We start from the raw sequence: 14,105 nt of genomic DNA, 5'->3' as shown, positions 1-14,105 counted from the left end.
TTTAAGCATAGAGCTTCTACAGAACGGGCGCAGAGAGTAGCATGACGCCTACGTCGACCACTACTGAAAGAACTATAGTGCCATTCATGACCCGACTGGATCAGTTACTCGTAAAGCTGAAACTGGCCAATTCCCGTACACATGCCAAGAAACTGATCGACAGCGGTCGGGTGATGCTGGACACGGGTAGCGGATGGCGTCCGGCGCAGAAGGCCGGCCAGTCAGTCCCCGAGAGCCAGCGACTGCAGGTGACCCCCCTGCCCGAGGATCGCTATGTCTCCCGCGCCGGGCTCAAGCTGGCGGCCATTCTCGACCACACCGGGCTGGATCCGTCGGGCTGGAAGGCGCTGGATGTGGGCTGCTCCACCGGAGGTTTCAGTGACTGCCTGCTACAGCGAGGCGCCTCGCTGGTGGTGGGCGTTGACGTGGGCCGCGGCCAACTGGCGCAGAGCCTGCGCGATGATCCGCGGATGCAGCTGTTCGAGGGCATCAATGCCCGGCATCTGGAACCGGCACAGCTGGCGCCCTACAGTAACGGCGGCTTCGATGCCGTGGTAATGGATGTCTCGTTTATTTCCCAGACGCTCATCCTGCCCCAATTGCCGCCCCTGCTCCGCCCTGGCGGGCAACTGCTCAGCCTGGTCAAGCCGCAGTTCGAAGTCGGGGCCGGGAATATCGGCAAGGGTGGTGTGGTCCGGGATACCTCCCTGTATCCGCAGGTGCAGGAGAAGATCTCCGGGCTGTGCGAAACACTGGGACTAGAGGTCCGCGAGTACATCGAAAGCCCTATCCGGGGTGGCGACGGTAATCGGGAGTTTTTGCTCTGGGCCCAGCGACCGGCGGATTAATTCAGTATCTTCTCGAGCTTGGCCTTGAAGCGCGGGGATGCAGCTTCCGTGGGAGAGGATTTACGCGGCGGACGCAAAGTGAGGTCGCCCTGGCAGTTGACACAGGTCTTGCCCAGCTGTTCGCAGCAATCAGGACAGTAGGTGCACTCGAAAGAGCAGATATAGGCCCGGTCGGCCAGTCCCAGCGACGCGCCACAGCGCTCGCAACTCTGCTTCATTTTCAACATGGCGGTTCCAGATCCTTGCAATTACAAACGCCGCAGCGAACGGGTGGGCGGCCCCGCGGCGGGACTATCCGCGAGCGGAGCCACCTCCAGGCACTGGAGACCAGCCAGCGAAAGTAACGCTTACTCGGTCTCGAGCTGCTTGTCGGTACGAGCGGCCATAATAAAGTCGTTCTTGTGTAAGCCACCGGCCTCGTGGCTCCACCAGGTTACCGTCACCTTGCCCCACTCCGTGAGCAGCGCCGGATGATGGCCCACCTCTTCCGCAATCTCGCCCACGCGGTTGGTAAAAGCCAGCGCCTGCTTGAAATTGCGAAACTTGAATACGCGCTCCAGCTGCATGACACCGTCACGGGTGACCGGAGTCCAATCGGGGATTTCGCGTATCAGTTCTGCAAGTTCCTCGTCACTCACCAGGGGTGCGTCGGCACGGCAGGCTTCACACTTCTGTTCGGCAAGATCGGTCATGGGGAGTTCCTCTGCTGATTCAAATTTTTGTTTACGCTTGGAATTGCACCACACTCTACTCGCCGCCCCCGGCCTAGACAAGCTCGCCGGAAAAAACCGGATTGTATGTGGTTTTTGCCCGCACAGATGGGACAGAGTCCTAAAAAATGAGCAATCAGCGCCACAGGCCGGGTGAACCCTCCCGGCACCAATTCAGATAAAAACGATTACTGAACCCCTGCATTCGGGCACAAATGCCAATGCGGATATGCTAATTTCCCTGCCATACGAATCCTGACCAAGAGAGGGACTATGAGACGCTCACTCACCACCCTGGCACTGCTGGCGATGCTCAGCGGGTGTACACCGGACAAAGCTGAACAGAACGATGTCAGCGAATCTGCCAGCGGGACCACGGCCGGCCACCAACAGCAGACCGCGAAGCAGGATCAGGTCACCGCGAGCACGACTTTTGCTGACCTGTCGACGGAAATGATTGAACAACTGTGGCAGCTGTTCCCCTCCTGGGCTGTACGCGAGGGTTACTACGCAGTGGCAGACCAGCTGGCTATCCCCGACAACCAGCAACGTCAGCGCGTCCTGGAGTTTGCCGGGGATTACCAGGCCCGTTTCGCTGAAATTGATGCTGCGACCCTGGATGCCAGCGCCCGCAGCGACCTGGCACTGATCCAGAACTTCCTCGACAAACTGGTATGGGAAATGTCGGAGTTCAAATCACACGAGTGGAACCCGGCCAATTACAACGTTTCCCATGCATTCTCGTTGATCCTGAATACCGATTACGCCCCGCTGGACGAGCGCCTGCGAACCTTTAGCAAGCGGCTGGAGAAAGTGCCGGCCTATTACCAGGCTGCAAAAGAGTCTCTGGATAAACCTGCATCACCGCAGCTGGTACTCGCGATCCAGCAAAACGAGGGTGCCAAGGGCATCTTCGGTGGGGAACTGGATAAAAAGATTGCCGAAAGCGGCCTGGAACAGGCAGAGAAAGAGGAACTGCGCCAGCGCGCAGAAGCCGCCCGGGATGCCATCGAGGGCTATATAACCTACCTGCAGACAATGCATGCGGAACTGGAGAATACCCAGGACTATAAGGACTTCCGCATTGGTGAAGAGTTGTACGAACAAAAGTTTGCTACGATATCCAGATCGGCATGACGGCCAGCGAACTTTACCAACGGGCCCTGGCAGAGAAAGAGACGCTGCATAACCGGATGGCGGAACTGGCGGACAAACTGTGGCCGAAGTACTTCCCCGACCAGCGGCCGCCGGAAGACCGCCTGGAGAAGATCCGCGCGGTGCTGGAAAAGCTGTCCCGGCACCACGCCACCAAGGAAACTTTCAAGGCCGAGGTGGAGAAGCAGATTCCGGAACTGGTGGCCTTCGTCAGGGAAAAAGATCTGCTCACCCTGGATGAGAGCAAGCCGCTGGTAGTGCGCACAACCCCGCCCTATATGCGCGGCTTTTCCGTGGCCTCCATCAATGCGCCCGGGCCCTACGACAAGGAAGCCAACACCTACTACAACGTCATGCCCATCGAGGAGTTCGAAGACGACGCGGCAGAGAGCTTCCTGCGCGAATACAACACCTACATGATGCAGATCCTGAATATCCACGAGGCCATCCCCGGGCACTACACACAACTGGTCTATGCCAACCAGTCCCCCAGCCTGGTCAAAAGCATCCTCGCCAACGGTGCCATGATCGAGGGCTGGGCCGTCTACACGGAGCGCATGATGCTCGACGCCGGCTACCGGGACTTCTCGCCGGAACTGTGGATGATGTATTACAAGTGGAACCTGCGCACGGTGATCAATACCATCCTGGACTACGAGATCCAGGTGAAGGGTATTGACCAGGAGCGGGCCATGGACCTGCTGGCGCGCCAGGGCTTCCAGCAGAAAGCCGAGGCCATGGGCAAATGGCGCCGCGCCACCCTGAGCCAGGTACAGCTCACCAGTTACTTCGCCGGCTATGCCGATATCCTCGCGCTACGCGAGGAGATGGAAGAGAAGCTGGGTGACGATTTCGACCTGAAAGAATTCCACGAGAAATTCCTCAGCTACGGCAATGCGCCGGTACCGGTAATCCGGGAATTGATGCTGGCGGAGCTGGACCAGCAGGGCTAAAGCAATATCCCTCCGCACATAAAAAAGGCCGGGCCCCTCGCGGGACCCGGCCTTTTTTCAGGGCAGCGTTAAACCGCTCCCGCCTCGATCTTCTCCTTCCAGATCACCGGCCCGGTGTTGTGCACCGATTCGCCCTGGCTGTCCACGGCCACGGTCACGGGCATATCTTCCACCTCGAACTCGTAGATGGCTTCCATACCCAGTTCCGGGAAGGCTACCACTTTGGCGTCCTTGATCGCCTGGGCCACCAGGTAGGCGGCGCCGCCGACGGCCATCAGGTAAACCGCCTTGTTGTCGCGGATGGCCTCGATGGCGGTCGGGCCGCGCTCGGCCTTGCCGATCATGCCCAGCAGTCCGGTCTCTTCCAGCATGGTACGGGTGAACTTGTCCATGCGGGTAGCCGTGGTGGGGCCAGCCGGGCCCACCACTTCCTCGCGCACAGGGTCCACCGGACCCACGTAGTAGATAAAGCGGCCGGCCAGGTCCACCGGCAGGGACTCGCCCTTGGCCAGGATATCGACCATTTTCTTGTGGGCCGCATCGCGGCCGGTCAGCATCTTGCCGTTCAGCAGCAGGGTCTCGCCCGGCTGCCAGCTCAATACGTCCTCGCGAGTGACCTCGTCCAGGTTGACGCGGCGGGTATTGCTGCCGGCCTCACGGGTGATCTCCGGCCAGTCTTCCAGCTTCGGCGGCGCCTGCCGCGCTGCACCGGAACCGTCCAGGGTGAAATGGGTGTGGCGGGTGGCAGCGCAGTTGGGGATGATGGCCACCGCCTTGTTGGCGGCGTGGGTGGGATAGTCCTTCACCTTCACGTCCAGAACCGTGGTCAGGCCACCCAGGCCCTGGGCGCCGATGCCCAGCTTGTTGACCTTGTCGAACAGTTCGAGGCGCAGCTCCTCGGCGCGGTTGGCAGCACCCCGCTCTTGCAGGTCCTGGATATCGATCGGGTCCAGCAGTGACTCCTTGGCCAGCAGCATGGCTTTCTCGGCGGTTCCGCCGACCCCGATGCCGAGCATTCCCGGGGGGCACCAGCCGGCCCCCATCTGCGGCACCATCTTCAGCACCCAGTCGACCACAGAGTCGGACGGGTTCAGCATGGCAAACTTGCTCTTTGCCTCACTGCCGCCGCCCTTGGCGGCTACATAGACCTCCACGGTATCACCGGGGACGATCTCAAAGTGAATCACCGCCGGGGTATTGTCCCCGGTGTTCTTGCGGGCACCGTCCGGGTCCTCGAGGATGGAGGCGCGCAGGACGTTGTCCGGGTTGTTATAGGCACGGCGCACACCCTCGTTGACCATGTCGGTCACGCTCATGTCCGCATCCCACTGCACATTCATGCCCACTTTCAGCTTGACGGTCACGATACCCGTGTCCTGGCAGATGGGGCGGTGGCCCTGGGCGCACATGCGGGAATTGATCAGGATCTGGGCCATGGCGTCCTTCGCCGCCGGGTTGGCCTCCTTCTCGTAAGCCTGGTTCAGGGCCTGGATAAAGTCCTGCGGGTGGTAGTAGGAAATAAACTGCAGCGCATCCGCGACGCTGTCGATCAGGTCATCCTGGCGGATAGTGGTCATAGCCGTCTCCGGTTTACGTCTCAAGGCGGGCGATTTTACATGAATTGCGGGCAAATTCCCCGATTGGGGAAGCATGGGGACAGGCGCGGCCGGCAATATTCGAGAGTCGGAAAGTCGCGACCCGGGAATCCGGGCCACGAGGGGGCAAGACCTTACTGGATGCCAGCGGTGCTGCCGCCGGACTGCAGGCTGCGGATGGCATCGCGCAGCTGCACCAGATCCTTGTTCACGGAGCGGCGGTAGGCGTCGATGGATTCCACGGCCTCCTCGTTGGCGCTCACCCGGCCGCCCAGGTCACTGCGCACCGAGTTGAGCTGGCGCTCGAGGCTGGCCAACTTGTCCTTGAGGTCGCGCTGGTTGCTGGTCGTGGTCTCACGCAACTCGGACAGGGCAAACTCCACCGAGGCGATCTTCTTCACGCTGTCGCTGAGGCCACTGACCTTGCCAGCCAGCTGGGCGGCCTGCTTCTTGGCCGCAGCGGCATCCTTGGCGGCGGCAGCAGCCGCTGCCTTGTTGGCGGCGATGTTCTTGCGGTTGGTATCGTGGGAAACACCCCACAGTTTACGGATCTCGGAGGAATTCTCCTTCACCCGGGCATTGAGGACCTCCACAGACGCAGTTGACTCCTCGTCCGACATTTCGAAACGCTTCTCGAGTTCCACGATCCGCTCTTCTGCGCTCACCAGTTGCGAGCGGGTGTCCTGCCACTGGGTGTAGAGGAAGCCCGCACTGCCGACGCCGGCGAGTGCCAGGATCAGGGCCACGACGGCCAGGACTGAGGAGCCACCGGAGCCACCCTCATCGTCGACAGGGGCCGGTTTCGGGGCGCTGCCGCGGGGGGCACCCCCAATCGGTTTGTTGTCCATCTCCGGGTCTATGGCGGGACCACGGCCATCCAGGGTCGGCTCTCTGCGTTGCATCGTTAGATATACCCGATTTGTGCGTTTGGCTCGCGCACCTGGCCACTGGCCCGTACACGAGGATTGATTGGTCGATTTCAGCGGCAGTTATACCAAAAATTGACGAAAAAGTAAGCGTTTACCGCTTAAGATTAGCCGACCCACTTGTCTTCGCCGTATTTGCCCCCATACGCTGTAGTCAGCCACATGCCTGGTTAATTCTGCAATCCGGCGTGTGTAAAATGCCTTCATCCACAAACTGAGATATAAGGAAGGAAGAAATCATGGCTCACGTTCTCCCCGAACTCCCCTACGCGATGAATGCCCTGGAACCGCACATCTCCCAGGAAACCCTGGAGTATCACTACGGCAAGCACCACAAGACTTATGTGGACAAGCTGAATGGCCTGCTGGAGGGTACTGCCGACGCCGAGAAGTCCCTGGAAGACGTGATCAAGTCTTCTTCCGGCGGCGTGTTCAATAACGCGGCCCAGATCTGGAACCACACCTTCTACTGGAACTGCCTGAGCCCCAACGGTGGCGGTGCAGCCTCCGGTGCCATTGCCGAGGCCATCGACAAGGCATTTGGTTCCTTTGACAAGTTCAAGGAAGAGTTCACCAACAGCGCCGTTAACAACTTCGGTTCCGGTTGGACCTGGCTGGTCAAGAAAGGCGACGGCTCCGTGGCGATCGTCAACACCTCCAATGCGGGCACCCCGCTGACCGAGGCCGACCAGACACCACTGCTGACCTGCGACGTATGGGAGCATGCCTACTACATCGACTACCGCAATGCGCGGCCGAAGTACATGGAAGCTTTCTGGAATCTGGTGAACTGGGACTTCGTCAACCAGAACTTTGCCTGATCCGGAAGATCAATAAAGCGGGCTAGCAGCCCGCTTTTTTACTTTCCGGGGACCAGAAATCCGGTGGCGCCCTGCCCCGGTATATCCCCCTCCCCAGTAACCCATAAAAGTTTTAACCAGACGGGAATGCAAAACATGCAGTTCAACAAGACCCTGATTGCCGCAGCCATCAGCACCCTGGTAATGGCAGGCTGTGAGCGGGCCGGGAATGACCAGACCCCGACTGCCGAGACCAAGCCTGTCGCGGAGAGCGGCGCCGAGCATACAGCACAGGGGGCAGCAGAATCCGCAGGTGAGTCCTCTGTCAACCCAGAAGCGGTGGCCGCAGCCAACCAACTGTTTGAAGACCACTTCCAGGAGCTGCTGGAGCGCAGTCCGGAATTCAAGACCTTCCTTGGCAAGACCGACGATGAGGATTACGGCAAGTGGGACAATCTCTCGCCGGAATTCGAGCGGGAAACCATGGAGATTGAGAAGCGCCAGCTGGGTGAGCTGCAGGAGATTGATGCCAGCCAACTGGACGATGCCACTGCGCTTAGCCTGAAACTGGCTATCCGTAACAAGGAAGAGGAAATCGAGGACTTCAAGTGGCGCCTGCACACCTACCCGGTCAACCAGATGTATGCCGTGCACACCGGTGTCGCATCGCTGCTGATCAACCAACACCGCATCGACGATACCGAGGATGCCGAGGCCTACATCTCGCGCCTCAACGCGCTGCCAGGCCACTTTGACCAGCTGATCGCCAACCTGGAAGAGCGGGCCGAGGCCGGCGTTATCCCGCCCAAGTTCGTATTCCCGTACGTCATCAGCGATGGCAAGAATCTGATTACCGGCGCCCCCTTCACCGACGGGGAAGACAGCACCCTGTTCGAGGACTTCAAGGGCAAGGTGGAAAAGCTGGAAGTTGCGAAGGAAGAGAAACAGGCCCTGGTGGAGCAGGCGAAAACGGCCCTGCAGGAGAGCGCCCAGCCGGCTTATGAAAAGCTGATCGCCTACCTGGGTGAGCTGGAGAAAAAAGCCACCACCGACGACGGTGCCTGGAAGCTGCCGGACGGCGATGAGTACTATGCCCACCGCCTGAACGTATACACCACCACCGACATGACCGCCGATGAAATCCACCAGAAGGGACTCGACGAGGTCGAGCGTATCCACGGTGAAATGCGCGAAATCATGGAACAGGTGGAGTTCGACGGCACCCTGCAGGAATTCTTCGAGTTCATGCGCGCCGATGAGCAGTTCTACTACCCGAACACCGAGGAAGGCAAAGAGCGCTACCTGAAAGAAGCCACGGCAATCATCGACAACATGAAAGGCCGCCTGGATGAGCTCTTCATCACCAAGCCGGAAGCGGACCTGACCGTCAAGGCCGTGGAGCCCTTCCGCGAAAAATCGGCAGGCAAGGCGTTTTACCAGCGCCCGGCGCCGGACGGCTCGCGCCCCGGCATCTACTACGCCAACCTCTACAACACCAAGGATATGCCCACTTACCAGATGGAGGCGCTGGCCTATCACGAGGGCATTCCGGGCCACCACATGCAGCTGTCCATCGCGCAGGAACTGGAGGGCATTCCCAAGTTCCGCAAGTTTGGTGGCTACACCGCCTATACCGAGGGCTGGGGTCTCTACTCCGAGCTGGTGCCGAAGGAGATCGGCCTGTACAAGGATCCCTACTCTGACTTTGGCCGCCTGGCCATGGAACTCTGGCGGGCCGCGCGCCTGGTGGTGGACACCGGCATCCACAGCAAGAAGTGGACCCGTGAAGAGGCGATCGCATACCTGGGAGAAAACACCCCCAACCCGAAGGGCGACCAGGTCAAGGCCATCGAGCGCTATATCGTGCTGCCGGGACAGGCAACCGCCTACAAGATCGGTATGCTGAAGATCCTCGAACTGCGTGAGAAAGCCAGGCAGGAGCTGGGCGACCAGTTCGACATCCGTGGATTCCACGACACAGTGCTGGCCAATGGTGCCGTGCCACTGGACGTGCTGGAGGAACTGGTGGACGAGTGGGTTGCGGAGGTGAAGGCGCAACAGTAACGCGACACCCTCCAATCCTTGAAAGGCGGGCCCCCGGGGCCCGCTTTTTTATGCCCCCCTGGCTGTAGCCCTGACCGCCCTGCCAGGGCAAAGCAGGAAGACCTGCACCGCACTTTCCCGTCCTAGCACACCGGCGACTTGAAATCACCGGGCTTCAATGCCAGCAGGGAGCAGCTGATTTTCTGCAGGATGTTTTCCGCCGTATTGCCCATGATAAAGCCCGGGATTCCCGTACGGGCCACGGTCCCCATTACCAGCAGGTCGAATTTTTTCTCTTCCACCAGCAACGGGATAAAGCGAGCCGGATTAGCAATGGTGTGATGGACTTCCATCGGGCCATCAATACCCGCTGCACGGATAAGCACATCCAGCTTGGCCCGGTGCTTTGCCCCGGCTTGCTCCACCACGCGGTCAATCTCGGCATCAGGCAGGTCGAGCGGGAAGTTCTGTCGCAGGTAAGCATCCACGTCGTAATCCCAGCAGGAAACAATATGCAGCGTCCCTTCCCAGGAATCGGCCAACGCCCGTGACAACCGCAATAGGCGTATCGCCAGGTGATATGCATGGCCCTCCCCGCATTCAGGATCAATTGCCACAAGCACCCGGATATCGTCACGCCCATGATGTACCGGCCGGCATAACCATACCGGGCAAGGGCACTTGCGCAACAACTCCATATCCATCGCCTTGAACCCCTTACGCCGGCTACGCCCCTCGACATTCTTGATCACCATATCGAAGTCGTCGTCGATCACCCGGCGGATTACCCGCTCCGCCGGAGTGCTGCCACACTCCACCTCGATGGAGACCGGCAACTCTGTGGCCGAGAGCCCCTCATCCGCCAGAACTGAATCCAGGGATGCTTGTACACGCGCGGCGAGCCCGTCGCCGTATACACCGGCGTAGTCCCCGAACTCCTCCGGTAATGCCGGGCAGACGGCGAAAATATGGAGTTCTGCGCCACTGGTACGGGCCAGGCTGACAGCCTGGTGAAGCCCATCATTGGCCTCATCGATCGCGTGACTCACGAAAAGTAGTTTATGAAGATTCTGCATAACCAGAGACCTGAAATCAGGAAAGTTGATTACCAAACGCGCCGCACCGAATTTGTCCGCAGTGCCACAATTAAAGGACCGGGGCCGGATATTCCCAACCGCGCCCCGGACAGTATGGCGGCAGGCGTGCCACAGCGCCTGCAATCCGTGGTATCCGAAGGCGACAGAAGCGACATGGAACCAGGCTATGGCACGTGACCAGTACCTGCGCGCGCATTTAATGGGGATAGACACCCATGAGGAACCGATCGTGTTCATGCGCGACGACTGCGCGATCTGCCGGGCCGAGGGATTCACGGCGAACACACGGCTGCAGATCCGAAGTGACAACCGTAATCTGATCGCCACGCTTCATACTGTCAGTGCCGATGTTTTACCCGGCGGGGTCATCGGCTTCTCAGACAGCGCCTGGGCATTCCTCAACCTCGCTGCCGGACAGGAGGTGGAGGTCCGGCACGCACCGCTGGTCCACTCCCTGAGTTCACTGCGCAAGAAAATCTATGGCAGCGAACTCAACGAGCGCGAGATCAGTGGCATCATCCGTGATATCAGCCGCAGGCTCTATTCGGATATAGAGATCGCCGCCTTCCTCACCGCGTGCGCGACCGGGGGTATCAACCGGCCGGAAACCCGGGCTCTCACGGATGCAATGGTCATGAGTGGCAACCGCCTGCAATGGCCAGGGTATCCCCGGGTCTACGACAAACACTGTATCGGCGGCCTGCCCGGCAACCGCACCACCCCGATTGTGATCTCGATCGTCAGTGCCGCCGGACTGGTGATACCCAAAACCTCATCCCATGCCATTACCTCGCCGGCGGGCACCGCCGATACCATGGCGGTATTGACCGAAGTGGACCTTTCCCTGCGGGAACTGCAGCAGGTCGTCCTCAACACCGGCGCCTGCCTTGCGGCCGGGGGCAGGGTCGGCCTGAGCCCCACCGACGATATCCTGATCCGGATAGAACGGGCACTGAACCTGGACAGCGAGGGCCAGCTGGTGGCTTCGGTCCTGTCCAAGAAAGTCGCCGCAGGTTCGACCCATGTGCTGATCGACATGCCTGTGGGCCCGACAGTCAAACTGCGCAGCCGGGAAAATGCCGAGCGCCTCTCCCGATTGTTCTCCGCCGTCGCCGAAGACCTGGGACTGGAACTGCGCTGCATTGTCACCGACGGCAGCCAACCGGTCGGGTTCGGTATCGGTCCGGTAGAGGAAGCCCGGGACGTCCTGGCAGTATTGCACAAGCAGCCCGAGGCGCCGGTGGACCTCGCGGATCGATCAGTCCTGCTGGCCTCTCGCCTGCTGGCCATGGCCAGTGGCGAAGACGACCAGCACTGTGAGGAGGAAGCCCGCGAGCTGCTGCAATCGGGTCGCGCCTTACGGCAGTTTGAACGCATCTGCGCTGCCCAGGGTGGGATGAAGGCGTTTCGTGATGCCCGCTACAGTGCTCCGCTAAAAGCCGGGCGCTCGGGGACCCTGGTAACCATGGACAACAGGCGCCTGGCGCAGCTTGCAAAGCTCGCCGGGGCACCCTCGTCCCCGAATGCCGGACTACGACTACATGTAAAACTCGGCGAGTCGGTTACCGAGGGACAGGTACTGGCGACATTGCTGGCCGACTCCCCCGGGGAACTCACTTATGCCCAGGAGTATTTCCGTCGCAACCACAAACTCTTTTACGTCGGGGAGCCGGGCGAGTGAGACCACTGTTATTCGCCCTGGAGCAGCCACTACCACTCGTCGACCCGCTGCTGGTACAGCTGGCTGCACAACGGGCTGATGTGGTCCGGCACCGCTTCCCCGACGGCGAGACCTACCTGCGCGTGGAGACGCCGCCGCGGGACCGGGACTGTGTGATTCTCGCCAATTTCTGTGATCCGGACCCGGGCTATCTGGCGCTGGTCTACCTGGCCGCCACACTGAGAGATCTCGGTGCAGCGTCGGTTGGCCTGGTAGCACCCTACCTGTGCTACATGCGCCAGGATTGCCGGTTCAGGGATGGTGAAGCGGTTACCTCGCGTATTTTCGCCAGTGAGTTGTCCAGAACGGTCGATTGGCTGGTTACCGTAGATCCCCACCTGCACCGCTACCAAAGCCTCGGTGAGATCTATTCCATCCCTGCACTCGCCCTGTCGGCCACCGGCACGATCGGAAATTGGGTTCGCCAGCAGGAGACCGCTTTTCTACTGGTAGGGCCAGACAGTGAAAGTCGCCAGTGGGTAGCGGCACTGGCCAGGGACACGGGCTTGCCATTTATCGTGGGGGAAAAAGTCCGGTCCAGCGATTCCGCAGTGTCGGTGCAAATCCCCGACATCGGCGAATTCGGCGACCGCACCGCCCTTATCGTGGATGATGTCATTTCTACCGGCCATACATTGATGGAGACCGCCGCGGAATTGCGGCGCGCGGGTCTGGAGCCTGTCGACTGCGCCGCGGTCCATGGGATTTTCGCTGGTAACTGCGAAAGAGAGCTGCGGGAAGCCGGCATACGCCGCATTTATACCAGCAACAGTATACCGGGGCCGCATTGTGCGTTCGACCTGGCGCCCCTGCTGGCGGAATCAGTCCGCAAACTGCTGAGCGACCCCGCCAAACCTGCAGGCAACCGGAGGACAGGTCAGTGAACCTACTCTTTCTCGGCGCCACCCAGACAGTCACCGGCTCCAAGTTCCTGGTGGAGCATGGCCGCACCCGGTTACTGGTGGACTGTGGCCTGTTCCAGGGTTACAAGTGGCTGCGGGAGCGGAATTGGCAAGCACCCGCCTTCGATTTCCACAACCTGGATGGCATCCTGCTGACCCACGCGCACCTGGACCACTCCGGCTATATTCCCCGGCTCTACCAGCTCGGGTATCGCGGCCCGGTGTATTGCCACCCCGCCACCATGGATCTCTGCAGTATCCTGTTACCAGACGCAGGGCATATCCAGGAGGAGGACGCCCGATTTTACGCGCGCCATCACCTGGGAAAACACGCCCACCCCCAACCCCTTTACGATGGCGAGACGGCCGAGCGCAGCCTGGAGCTATTCCAGCCGGTGGCATTTGGTGAGCCTGTGCGCATTGGTGAGCTTACCGCGAGGCTGCAGAGTGCGGGCCATATCCTCGGTGCGGGAAGTGTCATCCTGGAGGCCGGAGGCAGGCGTGTGGGATTCTCGGGAGACGTGGGCCGCCCCGACGATGTCCTCATGTACCCGCCGGCCCCGCTACCAGGACTGGACCTGCTGTTACTGGAGTCCACTTACGGCGACCGCCGCCACCCGGACGTGGACATACAGGAAGAACTCAACCGGGTAGTCAATGACGTAGTGGGCCGCGGAGGCGTGCTGGTGATACCCAGTTTTGCCGTGGGGCGGGCGCAGACACTGCAACATATGCTGGTCAGGGCGATGGAGGCCGGCGATATACCCCGGCTGCCAATCTTCCTCGACAGCCCCATGGCGATCGATGCCTCCCACATCTACAGCCGCTATTCCGACTTGCACCGGCTGACAAAAGACGAGTGCCGGCGCATGAGCCAGGGGGTCACCTATACCCGTGAGATTGCCGCATCCAAGGCGCTGGAAAATATCCAGTATCCCCACATCATCATTGCCGGCAGTGGTATGGCTTCCGGGGGCCGGGTCCTGCATCACCTCAAGCGCCTGCTGCCCAACCACCGCACCACGGTCCTGTTTGCCGGTTACCAGGCCGGTGGCACCCGGGGCGCCCGCCTGATGGCCGGAGGCAGTACCGTAAAGATTCACGGGGAATATATTCCCTGCCGCGCGAATGTCGAAATGCTCGAGGGGCTTTCCGCCCACGCGGACTACCTGGACCTGACGCGCTGGCTACAATCCTCCCAGCTGCAGCCGGGCACCGCGATCCAGCTGGTGCATGGGGAACCTGATGCCGCTGATTGCCTGCGCCTGTACCTGCAGGATCACACCCGCTTTCACGTGGAGGTCGCACAGTACCGCCAGATACTGCGCCTGTGATTCCAGCAAACCGCGGAGCGCG

At 60.5% G+C, this 14,105-nt stretch carries 12 protein-coding genes and 1 pseudogene; 8 read left to right on the top strand and 5 right to left on the bottom strand.

Going from position 1 to position 14,105, the window contains the following annotated elements:
• Positions 1-86: 86 nt before the first annotated feature.
• Positions 87-848, top strand: a complete 762-nt coding sequence (locus LVD11_RS14060; RefSeq protein ID WP_237060058.1) for a TlyA family RNA methyltransferase — start codon at positions 87-89, stop codon at positions 846-848.
• Here the strand turns inward: LVD11_RS14060 and LVD11_RS14055 are convergent.
• Together LVD11_RS14055 and LVD11_RS14050 are read right to left on the bottom strand one after the other, a co-directional pair.
• Positions 845-1,075 (bottom strand): DUF1272 domain-containing protein, encoded by a 231-nt coding sequence (locus LVD11_RS14055; protein ID WP_237060056.1) that lies wholly within the window; start codon positions 1,073-1,075, stop codon positions 845-847. The two genes, LVD11_RS14060 and LVD11_RS14055, sit on opposite strands and share 4 nt — an antisense overlap.
• A 120-nt stretch (positions 1,076-1,195) precedes the next feature.
• Positions 1,196-1,540, bottom strand: a complete 345-nt coding sequence (locus tag LVD11_RS14050) for a 4a-hydroxytetrahydrobiopterin dehydratase (protein ID WP_237060054.1) — start codon at positions 1,538-1,540, stop codon at positions 1,196-1,198.
• 291 nt (positions 1,541-1,831) lie between these two features.
• On the opposite strand from LVD11_RS14050, the pseudogene LVD11_RS17010 reads away from it, so the two are divergent.
• A pseudogene (locus tag LVD11_RS17010) lies at positions 1,832-3,666 on the top strand (DUF885 domain-containing protein).
• A gap of 68 nt (positions 3,667-3,734) precedes the next feature.
• Here the strand turns inward: LVD11_RS17010 and LVD11_RS14035 are convergent.
• The gene (locus LVD11_RS14035) at positions 3,735-5,243 is read right to left on the bottom strand and encodes a fumarate hydratase (RefSeq protein WP_237060048.1); all 1,509 of its coding nucleotides are present in this window, start codon (positions 5,241-5,243) and stop codon (positions 3,735-3,737) included.
• Between the two features lie 152 nt (positions 5,244-5,395).
• Positions 5,396-6,163 carry a hypothetical protein gene (locus tag LVD11_RS14030; protein WP_237060046.1) on the bottom strand — a complete coding sequence of 256 codons (768 nt, stop codon included), beginning with the start codon at positions 6,161-6,163 and terminating at the stop codon, positions 5,396-5,398.
• A 263-nt stretch (positions 6,164-6,426) separates the two neighbouring features.
• Here LVD11_RS14030 and LVD11_RS14025 point away from each other — a divergent pair, with 263 nt between their 5' ends.
• Together LVD11_RS14025 and LVD11_RS14020 are read left to right on the top strand one after the other, a co-directional pair.
• Positions 6,427-7,008: a superoxide dismutase gene (locus tag LVD11_RS14025; protein WP_237060044.1), complete on the top strand. Its 582-nt coding sequence runs from the start codon at positions 6,427-6,429 to the stop codon at positions 7,006-7,008.
• A gap of 135 nt (positions 7,009-7,143) precedes the next feature.
• A complete protein-coding gene (locus LVD11_RS14020) occupies positions 7,144-9,051 on the top strand; it encodes a DUF885 domain-containing protein (protein WP_237060042.1) in 1,908 nt (635 codons plus the stop codon).
• Positions 9,052-9,173: 122 nt separating this feature from the next.
• Here LVD11_RS14020 and LVD11_RS14015 read toward each other — a convergent pair whose 3' ends face one another.
• Positions 9,174-10,106: a universal stress protein gene (locus tag LVD11_RS14015; protein ID WP_237060040.1), complete on the bottom strand. Its 933-nt coding sequence runs from the start codon at positions 10,104-10,106 to the stop codon at positions 9,174-9,176.
• Between LVD11_RS14015 and LVD11_RS14010 the strand changes: the two genes are divergently transcribed.
• From LVD11_RS14010 to LVD11_RS13995, 4 genes are read left to right on the top strand one after another with little or no spacing between them, the layout of a single operon-like run.
• Positions 10,092-10,304 carry a hypothetical protein gene (locus LVD11_RS14010; RefSeq protein WP_237060038.1) on the top strand — a complete coding sequence of 71 codons (213 nt, stop codon included), beginning with the start codon at positions 10,092-10,094 and terminating at the stop codon, positions 10,302-10,304. The genes LVD11_RS14015 and LVD11_RS14010 overlap by 15 nt on opposite strands.
• Complete coding sequence (locus tag LVD11_RS14005) at positions 10,294-11,808, top strand: thymidine phosphorylase family protein (protein ID WP_237060036.1); 1,515 nt, start codon at positions 10,294-10,296, stop codon at positions 11,806-11,808. The genes LVD11_RS14010 and LVD11_RS14005 overlap by 11 nt, the downstream gene beginning before the upstream one ends.
• On the top strand, positions 11,805-12,731 hold the full coding sequence (locus LVD11_RS14000; RefSeq protein ID WP_237060034.1) for a ribose-phosphate diphosphokinase: 927 nt from the start codon (positions 11,805-11,807) through the stop codon (positions 12,729-12,731). Before LVD11_RS14005 ends, LVD11_RS14000 begins: the two co-directional genes overlap by 4 nt.
• Positions 12,728-14,083, top strand: a complete 1,356-nt coding sequence (locus LVD11_RS13995; protein ID WP_237060033.1) for an MBL fold metallo-hydrolase RNA specificity domain-containing protein — start codon at positions 12,728-12,730, stop codon at positions 14,081-14,083. The genes LVD11_RS14000 and LVD11_RS13995 overlap by 4 nt, the downstream gene beginning before the upstream one ends.
• Positions 14,084-14,105: the final 22 nt, after the last annotated feature.

Source organism: Microbulbifer sediminum (genome assembly GCF_021729035.1).
Classification (GTDB): Bacteria; Pseudomonadota; Gammaproteobacteria; order Pseudomonadales; family Cellvibrionaceae; genus Microbulbifer; species Microbulbifer sediminum.
The sequence above is the reverse complement of the archived record's forward strand: the minus strand, read 5'-3'. Positions and strand labels throughout refer to the sequence as shown.